Source organism: Pedobacter zeae (assembly GCF_014196715.1).
Classification (GTDB): Bacteria; Bacteroidota; Bacteroidia; order Sphingobacteriales; family Sphingobacteriaceae; genus Pedobacter; species Pedobacter zeae.
Window position 1 is genome coordinate 277,476 of the sequence record NZ_JACIEF010000001.1, and the last position, 11,750, is coordinate 289,225.

Here is an 11,750-nt window from a genome sequence, read left to right on the forward strand (position 1 = left end):
ATATTGACAGTTTCATCAAACAAACCTACCCTTTCGTCAACAGAAATAGTGGGTTTGTGGAAACAGTGCTTTGGCTTCTTTTTTACCCTATAATTTATAATGATCTTCGAAACTGAGTACTCCTACTCGCAAACCAAACTAAAAAACACTTTATTAAAGCCTGTTCCCTGGAAAAGTCTTGATAAAGCTATGCTAAAAGTTAACTATGAACAAAGCCGTAATAACAGCTAGCTTGCTGGTATTTTTTTGTCTGCTCTCGACGCAGCTTTTTGCACAGTTGCTCCCTGCTAAGCAGGTAATTACCGATAGCCTGAAATCGGGTAAGCAGCAACTTTCTAAACTAGATTCTACTGCAAAAGAAAAAATACAGTCAACCAAAAAGACGCTAAGTCAGGAGATCAAGAATAGTGCTAAACAATTGGGGCTACCAGAAGTATTAAAAAAAGATACGCTGAAAAAAACGGTCAAACCTGATATAGCTGCTGAGATTGCCAGTAAGTACAGCAAAACAAAACAGGCCGCCATTGATAGTTTGAAATCGGGTAAGAAGAGGCTTGGCAGTCTTGATTCCATAGCGTCAGACAAAATGCAACAGGCGCGCAAATCGGTAATGGCACAGGCTAATGCACGTATTCAGCAATCAGATATTGCTAAATTACTTAAGAAGGATACGCTTAAAAAAAGCGCTAAAATACAATTTAGCGATGTTTCTGTTGAAAATGCAACCCAATACATTAAAACCCACGATCCGGCCAATGGTAAAAATCTGCTCAATAACGTAACCTTTTCAGGCCAGTTAAAACTATATCATATTCCCATCGATCTCTCATTAGCCAATACTTACACCGCAATGAGAGATTTCAGGCTCGATCAGGGCAATCTTTTTAAATTCAATTTACCTAAACCCAGCTTTAACGAGTTTTTTAAGGCCGATTTGGATAAGTACCGCAACCTGAAGAAAAATGTGTTGAGTGGGCAGGCAGCAGAAGCTTTTTTGAGGAAAAAACTACAGGATAAGCTTGCTAAACAGCTTAATCTTGCTGCTTCACCTAAATTTCAAGCCTATTTAAACAACCCTGAAAATTTGAGGAGCATGCTCAAAATGGATGAGCTGGAGCTGAAAAGTAAACTTAATGAATTTACCAATGAGTTAAAACAACAAGCAGATAGCCAGGGCAAACCACTGAGCCAAAGGGGGCAGGATTCACTTACTAACCTGTTAAATGCCAAAAAACAGGAACTGTTTACTGAAATTCAAAAGGTACAGCAAAGCATAAATGAAAGCGGACTTGATGCCGAAAAACTGGCGTTGCTGGAAAAAGTTGCACAGGGCAAAATCTCACAAAGGGAGCTTGAGAATTTCTTTGTAGCCGAACTGGCTAAAGGAAAAAATATGGGCTTCTTACAAAAAAGCTACGCCCAGCTGCGCGAATTCCAGGCCGGTAATTTTGGCCACCAATTGCCTGGGAGTTTCCTTAACCGCGATTTGTTTTTAAATGGTTTCAATTTTTCGTTAAGAACCCCACGTGGCCCGGTTACTGTTGGCGTGAGTACCAACCGCGACTTAAATTCTACAAAAGATGCTGGTTTTAATTCTTCTACTTATGCCATTCCAAAACTATATAGTTATTTAAGTGTGCCTACTACCAATTTTTCATTTGGCTCCGGTAAGCTTTCATGGGTGGGTACTTACGATAAGCAGTTTAATGGTGCATTTGCACAAACCCTGAATACGCTGCCAAGAAACAATATGGTATTTACCCTTAGCCAGGCTTTTAAATTCCACTCGGCAGGAACACTTACTTTCGATGTTTCCAAATCATCTACGCAGTATAAAGAACTGGCTGCATTTGGACCAGATCAGCTCATGATTGATAGAAATACCAATGGTAACTACTTTAGGGATGATTTCCTGCAAACCATGTCGGTTGGTTTAAACCATTCAATTGATTCGAAGAAAGCCGGACTCAGGAGCGCAGTGTTTATTAACTATGCCGGGTCGGGTTTTCAAAATCCAGGTCAACAGGGGATTGGTAATCTTAATTTAAGGTTTGGCGGAAATATCCGTAAAGAACTTTTCCATAATAAGGTTACACTTTCGCTCCGTTCTGATTTTAAAAATATGCCTACCAGTGCTACCGATAATTCGCATTGGAGCAACCACAACATCCAGCTCGATTCGAGGTTCCGCATATCCCGTTCGGCTAACCTAGGTTTAAAATACATAGATAATGGTGTAGATAAGGTATCGCAGGGCAGTACACCCGTTTATGCCTCCAAAAAATTACAGCTCGATCTTAACTCGAACTATAAATTATTTGGACAGCGGGCTTTTAGCCATGTTAGTGTGGCACAACAGGAAATTGCCAATCCATTATCGTTAGGCAATTCGAGTTTATTGCAACTCAACTATGTGCAAACGGTAGTTTTTAATAATTTTTCACTCTCGGGTAATTTGTTTTACAATCGTGAGCTTAATCCCAATACCATACTAGGCAATATGCTCAATTCAGACGCATCGCTGCAGTATCAGTTGTTCAGGGGTATTTCGATGTCGAGCGGCTTAAGTTACCTCGATAACCAGCAGCTGGCACGCCAGGCAGGTATTAAACAGAGCATCCAGTTTATGCTGAAAAAACATTTCGACATCTCTGCTTATGTAGACATCCGCAAAAACCTGATCACTCCAACTTATCCTGACCTGTTTTCCACCAACAGGGGAGAGGTATCCATACATTATTATCTCGACAGACAATGAGCAAGCTTAAATTAATATTAGTCGTTTTTTTTATTTTCCTGGCCTCTGGCCTTTGGGCACAAAGCAGTATTGTGTTTGTTCCCGAGGTGTATGGTACTACCCTTAACGGACTTTTCCGTGCATCTATTTATAATCCATCAGGGGTAAAATCGGTTAGGATGAATATTACCGTAACAGAGGCACGGGCAGGAAAAATTGCCACCATTCAAACTGGAGTATTTACCCTTAACCCGGGTAATAACCCCATTCCAACTGGGGTGGCACGCTCGGCAAGTGTGGCCATGGCCCAAAATGCTACAGCCAATTTTATCAGGCGTAACCAATATTTCCCACAGGGCGATTACGAATATGAATTTAATATTTATTCGGCCTCCTCAAGTGAAGAGATTATTATCGACCAGACTTTTAACCACGAAATTACCCCACCAGCACCACTAGATTTGATAGAACCTTACGATCAGGATGAAATTTGCGAAAAAAGGCCATTATTAACCTGGCAGCCTTCCATACCTAAGGTTGATGGGTTGCTTTATCAGGTAATGCTGGTTGAAATTAAAGATAAGCAGAATGCAGTTGAAGCCTTAAACTATAACCTTCCCATTGTGAACCAGAAAGGCGTAGTAGCCAATTTACTGGTTTATCCGCCAAATTCAAAAGAATTGGTCGCAGGTAAAAAATATGCCTGGCAGGTAAGCGCTTACCGCGATCAGACCATTATTAACCGATCAGATATCTGGTCGTTCGAGGTGAATTGCCAGGACAGCGTGAGCACAGTGATACCAAACGATTATGGGTACAGGGATATAGAGGATTTGGTTAAAGGTAATTTTTATGTCGCAGATGGGCAAATCAGGTTTGCATTGATCAATTCTTATAATCAACAGGAGCTTAAATACAGTGTGCGTTGCATTAATAACCCATCGAAAAAGATTAGAAATTTACCTAAGTTAAGGCTTAAACGTGGCCAAAATAAAATTAATATTGATTTGAGCCATAACTTTTCATTTGATGATAACTATTCATACATCATGAAAATTCAAATGCCAGATGGTAGTCAGAAGAGTTTAAGATTTCTATATAAACAGCCTGCAGAATGAGAAAGTTTACTATAATGGTTTTACTTGGTTTGATACTGTCCTGTACTTCTAAAAGTCCATCAGGACAGAGTTTGGATCGTGACATACGTGTAATGGCCCAACTAAAAAAAACATCTTCAAACGCTCGCATGCAGACTTTTATGATCAGGGTGTTCCCTGATAAGAAATTTGTTGAAAGTGGAATGGAGAAAATTACCGAATCATTTCTTTATCACGCTGATAGTTGTTTTTATCTGCTTAAAAATGATGCAAAGTTATATCCCGAATATGTAGAACCCATAGTCAATGGGATAAAAGGGAGTTATGAATTCCTTGTAGGATTCAACAACCAGGACCTTTCGTCAAAAGAATATACACTGATTTATCAGGATCAGATTATTAATAAAAAAAAATACGTGCTCACGATCAAATAATATGGGATATACTTTAATTAATAAGACCAAATTTATTGCTAAATTTTTGCTGGTACTGTGGTTGATACAAATTTTTCAACCCTTAAGTGTTTACGCACTAACGTCAGGTCCGGCTCAGCCAGAAGCGCAGTCTTTTCAACCCGTCGGTGTTTCAGATATGGTAGATTTATTTAGCGGAGATTTTAAATACAACATTCCTTTAATGGATGTAGATGGCTATCCCATTAATTTAAATTACCAATCGGGTGTGGGTATTGATGATGAGGCCAGTTGGGTTGGTTTGGGTTGGAATTTAAATGTTGGTAGTATAAACCGGCAGTTAAGAGGTATTCCTGATGATTTTAGTGGAGATACATTGGTAACGGAACAATATACGAAGCCCAAAATAACTGTTGGAGGGAAATTAACAGCAAAAGTTGAATTTTTTGGTAAGAATACAGCTTTTAGAAAAGGAGGAGGTGGGTTGAACGGTTCATTAACTTTTGGCGTTTTTAGTGATAATTATACAGGCATAGGGGCCGAAATTGGTGCAAATGCCGGAATGTCTTTTTCACTAGTTAACGACCGTCAACTCACAGCCGGACTCGGGATTGGTATTTTATCGAGTACAGCTTCTGGGGTAGATATAACACCCAATGCTTCTTTATCTATTCATGCAGGTAAAGAAGAAAAATTTATTGTTAATGCAGGTTATACCTCGTCTTTAGGCTATAATAGTCGCTCTGGGTTGAAAACATTAAGTTTTGGTAAGAGTTTTATAACTTATAATACTTCCTCATCTATTTCTTATAATACAGAGCCTATAATGCCTAAAGTCCAGGTACCTTATACTTCAGAGTATGGTTCTTTTAGTGTAGATGTTGGCGGAACTGTTTTTGGAGTTTATGCTAGTGCAGGTGGAACAGGTTATAAGAATGTAAGGTATATTTCTAACGGGGGCAATTTCAGAAATCTGGAATATGGGTATTTATATGCCGAGCGAGGAAAAAATCAAAAAAAGGCGCTGCACGATTTTATCAGGGAAAAAGATAATCCGGTAATTCCTGAATTACCAAATCTGGCTTTGCCAATTGCTACGCCAGATGTGTTCGCTTATAATAGCCAAGCAGGTTCAGGTCAGTTTAGGCTTTATAGAGGTGGTACAGGTATTTACTTTGACAACGAGGTTGCTGATAATTCTAGGGTAACAAGTATAGGTGGTGATATTGGAATTGGTGCTTATGCACATGGTGGTATAACTGCTTTTAATCAATCAACCTCGAATGTGACCAGAAAATGGACAAATGACAATAATTACCTTAAAAATGGTGATTTTCAGGATGAGCCTACTACTGACCCTGCCAGGCAACATGTTTTCTTTAAGGATGCAGAAGACAAAAATATTGAAGATAGTGCCATGGTCTCAAAAATTCACGGATCAACCCCACTTTCAATTTCAACTTCAAGTAAAACGGCATCATCAAGTTTTAACACAGTAAGTAATTTTAATAGTAATGTATCATTACCAGCAAACGAAAAAATAGAAAAAGATAAACGCCAGGTACAGCGTACCTCAATTTCTTATTTGACAGGGGCAGAAGCCTCTAATGGCGGTCTTAATAAATACATAGAAACATATAGTTTTATTGATGGGCAAAATTTTGATCCTCGGTATTCGGAGTCTATACGTACAAATACTGGCAGGACCGATGGTATTCATAAGCCACATCATATCTCTGAAATAACGGTAACCAACGCCTCCGGTCAACGAATGGTTTATGGGGTTCCTGTATATAATAAACGCCAGGAAGAAATTTCATTTGCAGTAAACAATGCTGGAAATAATGGTACGGGAAAAGTTGATGTACCTTTAAATGGCAATGAAATTAATCATAATCAGGGAGTAGACAATTACTATCACAAGGATGTTCAACCTGCATACGCTTATAGCTATCTGATCAGCGGAATTTTGTCTCCCGATTATGTAGATAAAACTGGTGATGGAATTAGTCTTGACGATAATGGAACCGGGATTAAGTTTAACTATAGCAAAATTGATTCATACAAGTGGCGCACGCCTTTTGGCAATAAAAAAAACGGAGATACGCATGTGTCGGAAGGAAGTTTAAATAGGGCCTTACTCGCCGATCCTGATGATGATAAGGGCTCTATCGTTTATGGTGAAAAAGAAATTTACTATGTACACTCTATAGAATCGAAAACGAAAGTTGCCTATTTTATTACTGAAGACAGACTTGATGGTTTAGGTGTAACAGATTGGAGAGGTAGTTTAGATGTAGGAACAAGACAGAAATGTTTAAAAGAGATCCGTTTGTATTCTAAAGAGAATTTGAGCAAACCGATTAAGGTCGTAAAATTTGAGTACGGATATGATTTATGCCCGGGTACACCAAACTCCATAGCAAGTGGTGGAGGTAAATTAACCTTAAAAAAGGTTTGGTTTGAATATGGAAATACGCATAAAGGCCAATATCATCCTTATATATTTACCTACAATTCAAAAATTAATGGTACGGATATCCCTTATGGAACGATGATGACCGACCGCTGGGGTAATTATAAAAATCAAACCAACCCCGGAAATTTAACAAATGAGGAATATCCTTATGCCACACAGGATAAAGCTTATGCAGACCAGGCTGCGGGTTTATGGCACCTCAGTAATATTGAATTGCCTTCTGGTGGAAATATCGGGGTAGTGTACGAAGCAGACGATTATGCCTATGTGCAAAATAAGCACGCAGCAGTGATGGTTCCCTACAGTTTTTCTGATGGTACAACCTTAGCCAATCCTAATGCTATTATACAGCTTAGTGTAGATTCTGATCCACCGCTTGGCCAGGATCAAACCCAGTGGTTCAAAAATACCTATCTAAATGGTTCTGATTATATCTATACAAAATCGCAGATTAATGTAAGTACTACAAATGCGCCTTCCAGTAATAATGGAATTGATTTTGTATCAGCATATTGTAAAGTAACCTCGGTTAATGTGAATTCGGGCATAGCAAAACTAAGTTTAGAGCAAATAGCTGAAGGTGGCCCGATGACTAACCCCATTCGTTTTGCTGCTTGGCAAAAGATGAAAAACGAATATCCAAAGTTTGCCTATCCAGGCTATCAGAATAGGGTAGGTGATAATCAGAATACGGGCGTTGCTGCAGCTGTAAGCGCAGTAATGAACGCTGCAGGAAACCTCAAAGAACTCCGCGAAAATTTTTATCAAAAAGCCGAACGAAAAGGTTATTGTAGCACGGTTGAATCAGGTAAAAGTTTTGCGCGTATCAGTTTGGCTGCAAAGGCTAAATTAGGAGGGGGCGCCAGGGTTAAACAGGTTACCATAAAAGATGAGTGGGATGTGTTAACAGGAACCAATGCCCCAAAAGGTGTTTATGGGCAAAGTTATGAATACACAACCACGTCGGTTAATGGAAAAACAATAAGCAGTGGGGTAGCAACTTACGAACCATCTATTGGTAATGATGAAAATGCTTTGAAACAGCCTGTACCTTATGTTCAGAAAATAAAGGGAACGATTAATAATTACTTTGAACTGGAAGCCCCTTTTGGCGAATCGCTATATCCATCTCCCAGTGTTGGATACAGTAAAGTAACCATTAAAGATCTAGAAGCAGGTGGTAGTTTACCGTCAAATCAGATCCCTAAAACCGGTTATGTTGTAAACGAATTTTATACTGCCAAAGATTTTCCTGTAAGAGTTAACATTTTACCATTAGCTAAATATAATCCCAAACCACAAAATAGCTATTCCCTTATTCAAACCAGTAGCGTAGAAGAAATGGTATTGTCGCAGGGCTATAGTATCGAACTAAACGATATGCATGGAAAGCCCAAAACAATAAGGGTATTTAACAGTTCTTCTGCTGATGTTTCTTCAACGGAGTATAATTACCAGGTTGATGATCCAGATGCGGTAGAGAAAAGATTAAATAACAATGTGAGTATAGTTGAACCCAGTGGAAATGTTAAAAAAGGCATAATTGGCAGGGATATAGAATTCTATACTGATTTTAGGGAGCAGGAAACAAACAATTCGGGCCAGGCTGTAAACTTAGGCGTTGATGTGATACCTTTTTTTCTTGCACCAATACCCATTCCCCATTTTCCAATTAACAATAATAATGAATATAAGCTATTCAGGTCAGCATGTGCGGTAAAGGTTGTGCAAACCAATGGATTAATTAAAAATGTGGTTAAAAAGGAAAATGGTTCTTCTATTTCGGTAGAAAATGTAGCCTATGATGGTGTAACAGGAGAAGCGCTACTAACTAAAACGCAGAATGAATTTAATAAAGATTATTACTCGCTTAATTTACCCGCTTATTGGGCCTACCGTAAAATGGGAGGAGCCTACCAGAATCAGGGGATGATACTTAAAAATGTTTCTTTAAATAACCTCTACGAAATTAATGATGCTTATTGGAGTTTACTTACGCAGGGAGATGAATTGGTGAATATTGCATCCGGAGAGCATTACTGGGCAGTTGATAATCGATCCTTAATTGTCAATAGTTCTCCCAGCCATCCTGAATATTTGGATCTCCAATTATTAGAACCAACCAAATTATTGATTGATAGAAGAGGAAAATTATTAAAGTCTATAACAGGAACTGGTAATGCCAGAACTTTTAAAGTAGTACGCTCTGGTTATAGAAACCTGCTGTCAGCAGGAACAGAAAGCATTGTATCATTAAATAATCCTATAAAAAATAATAAGCTAAATATTAATGGCGATTTAAGCCAGATGAAGGTATTATCTGCATCGCTTACCACTTATGATGATGAATGGCCAGTGGATGCACTAGGACAGGTAACTGACCGTATCGAGAATACCTCTTCTGTTTTCAATTTCAGGATAGCGGGATATAATTCTGAGCATGGTCGTTCCGGGTCCCGTTTTTATAATCCATGCGATGCCGAAGGTGACTCTTTTAATGCTCCGTGTGGAAATCCAGATTATTATCATTTCAGCAATGATTATTTAAACTCCAGATTAATAAATATTGGGATATGGCCAGATACGAATATTCCTGCAAGCTTAGCCGAACCTTTAGGCTTTACTTCGACATTTGACGCTCCGGTTAGTAAATATTATTTCATTGGATTTGCAGGTGACGATAGAATTAAAATTACAATTGATAATAATGTATTGCAACCAACTGTAAATTTTCCAGAAACTTATGAATATTGGACGATTGTTCCTGTTTATCTTGCTGCGGGGACACATAAAATTGAAGTTGAAGGATATAATATTCCTAATGCATATAACAATTGGACGAATAATCCGGGAAGTATAGGGGTGGAAATTTACCGGGATGACATACAAAATGTTCTAGCTGCTTCAAGCGTTAATGTTCCTGCAACAATATTTTCAACATCTTCTCTCGCATATAACAATGATATACAGAGTTTCAGAACGGTTAATGGGCTTAAAACATGGCATTTTACTTATAGTACTTTTTATAATCCTTTCGTTCAGGGAATAAAAGGCAACTGGCGGCCAAATGCACAAAAAGTATATCAGGAGAACAGGGCTTACGACAATATTTTTACTTTGGGTAAGAAAGGAATGAATACAGCCAATAGTGGTTATATTAAAACTTTTAGCTCGTATTGGAATTTTGGTGGATTTTGGAATAGTGTAATCGAAAACCCTTCAACAAGCAAATGGATCACATCCAATACCATTACTCAATATGATAAATACGGGCAGGAGTTAGAAAATAAAGATGCTTTAAATAGATATAGTGCAGCAAGTTTCGATTTTAAGGGAGAACTTCCTGCAGCTGTTGCTTCTAATACCAGGAACCGGGAAATTTATGTAAATAGTTTTGAAGACCGGGGACGCCATGTTCTTGTGCCTGATACCAATGTGGTTAAGGAATTTGTTTCAAAACCCTATAACCAACCGTTATATTGGTCTATTTCCAATTCGTATTCTCACTCTGGTAATTACAGTCTGGCGTTAACAACAGACGGTATAGTACTTTCCACAATAAAGCACAATAAAGAGCAAAAAACAATGCCGTACCTCACCAGGAATAACAATGGCGAATTTAACCTGCTAAATAATTATGGTTTATTGCCACGCGGTTTCGAACCCGTTCAGGGCAATGAATATGTGTTTAATGTGTGGGTAAAGGATAACCAGCCGACCAATAAAAGTGTCAATATAAGCGCTTATTACCAGGTGCCATATTATAATTACAGTTATCCGGTAACATTAAACTTCAAGGCTGTTGTAGAAGGATGGAAATTGTTGGAAGGCAGAATAGATACAAAGGTAAACGGATATTCAAAAATGGATTTGGTACTGAAAGCCAATTATAATGGAATTTATATAGACGATATTAGGATCCATCCGAAAGATGCTCATTTAAAATCATATGCTTACGATAGCCGCAATTTTAAATTGATGGCCGAACTGGATGAAAATGCTTTTGCAACCTTTTACGAATATGATGATGAAGGATCATTGATTAGGGTGAAAAAAGAAACAGAAAGGGGCATTGCTACCATTAAAGAAAACCGCTCATCGTACAGAAAAAAGAACTTATAAATATGAAAGCATTACATAAAAAAATATTCTTTTCATCAGTTGGCTTTGTTGCGATATGGTTCGTTGCCTTTGCCAGTGCTAAAATAGTTGCAAATAAGCCTGTAATAAAACCAATGGCCGTACAAGATAGTGTTGAAACCATTAACATTGATACCGCAAAACTAAAACTATTTACCCAGGCAGGTAAAGCCATCGATTTTAATGCTGATCAACTTGCCATATCAGGTACTTTAACTGTTCATGACGGGAACGATAGTTCGGCAAATGTCGATAATGCCGCTTATTGTTTTATCAAGAAAGACAGTAGTTTCTATTATAAGATGAATTTGGTAGAAATGCTAAATACAAGGTCTTATTGTGTGCAGGCAGATGGACAGCAGAAAAAGATCTTGCTTTCGTCACACAAAAGCATAAACCCGCAATTGATGTTACCCCAAATGGAAAAACTAGTAGCAAGCTTAAAGGAAGAAAAATATCGTGTTGTAGAAATGCCAGCCCCAGAAGGATTCCGTAAAATATCAATAATCAATCCTCATCATGTAACCTGTAAAGAGTATAGCATTACTTTTAATAGCGTAACATTTAAACCAATTGAGGTTTTTATCAGGTTAAGCAACCTGGATGATCCTTTAAATTCGAAAATGGATAAAACCATTTTTATGAAATATTCGGAAAAGAACGATCTGAATGAAGCTGCATTATTGTCTGTAGAAAGAATAGTTGCAAAAACAGCTAGAGGATTTAAAGCTGTTAATGGCTATAGCGGTTACGAAGTAATTGAGATAGGCCATTAATTGTAGTTTAACACCATTAACCTTATTTAATTAATGGTAGGTAAGGGGTTAAAATAGCTACGCGCATGGCCTGGCTAACACCGTACCGGTTTTTCAAATTATTGAGAT

The 11,750-nt window shown here is 38.1% G+C and carries 5 protein-coding genes; all 5 read left to right on the forward strand.

The window, feature by feature from the left end:
* Positions 1–205: 205 nt before the first annotated feature.
* The 5 genes from GGQ60_RS01065 to GGQ60_RS01085 are packed head-to-tail and all read left to right on the forward strand — an operon-like array spanning position 206 to position 11,642.
* Positions 206–2,758 carry a TonB-dependent receptor gene (locus GGQ60_RS01065; protein ID WP_183759545.1) on the forward strand — a complete coding sequence of 851 codons (2,553 nt, stop codon included), beginning with the start codon at positions 206–208 and terminating at the stop codon, positions 2,756–2,758.
* The gene (locus tag GGQ60_RS01070; protein ID WP_183759546.1) at positions 2,755–3,855 is read left to right on the forward strand and encodes a DUF928 domain-containing protein; all 1,101 of its coding nucleotides are present in this window, start codon (positions 2,755–2,757) and stop codon (positions 3,853–3,855) included. The genes GGQ60_RS01065 and GGQ60_RS01070 overlap by 4 nt, the downstream gene beginning before the upstream one ends.
* Positions 3,852–4,268 (forward strand): hypothetical protein, encoded by a 417-nt coding sequence (locus GGQ60_RS01075; protein ID WP_183759547.1) that lies wholly within the window; start codon positions 3,852–3,854, stop codon positions 4,266–4,268. Before GGQ60_RS01070 ends, GGQ60_RS01075 begins: the two co-directional genes overlap by 4 nt.
* A 1-nt stretch (position 4,269) precedes the next feature.
* Positions 4,270–10,848 carry a hypothetical protein gene (locus GGQ60_RS01080; RefSeq protein WP_183759548.1) on the forward strand — a complete coding sequence of 2,193 codons (6,579 nt, stop codon included), beginning with the start codon at positions 4,270–4,272 and terminating at the stop codon, positions 10,846–10,848.
* Positions 10,849–10,850: 2 nt separating this feature from the next.
* The gene (locus tag GGQ60_RS01085; protein WP_183759549.1) at positions 10,851–11,642 is read left to right on the forward strand and encodes a hypothetical protein; all 792 of its coding nucleotides are present in this window, start codon (positions 10,851–10,853) and stop codon (positions 11,640–11,642) included.
* Positions 11,643–11,750 lie beyond the last annotated feature (108 nt).

Coding starts and splice junctions, on each gene's coding strand:
- GGQ60_RS01065 (WP_183759545.1), top strand. CDS start 206: ATGAACAAAGCCGTAATAACAGCTAGCTTGCTGGTATTTTTTTGTCTG.
- GGQ60_RS01070 (WP_183759546.1), top strand. CDS start 2,755: ATGAGCAAGCTTAAATTAATATTAGTCGTTTTTTTTATTTTCCTGGCC.
- GGQ60_RS01075 (WP_183759547.1), top strand. CDS start 3,852: ATGAGAAAGTTTACTATAATGGTTTTACTTGGTTTGATACTGTCCTGT.
- GGQ60_RS01080 (WP_183759548.1), top strand. CDS start 4,270: ATGGGATATACTTTAATTAATAAGACCAAATTTATTGCTAAATTTTTG.
- GGQ60_RS01085 (WP_183759549.1), top strand. CDS start 10,851: ATGAAAGCATTACATAAAAAAATATTCTTTTCATCAGTTGGCTTTGTT.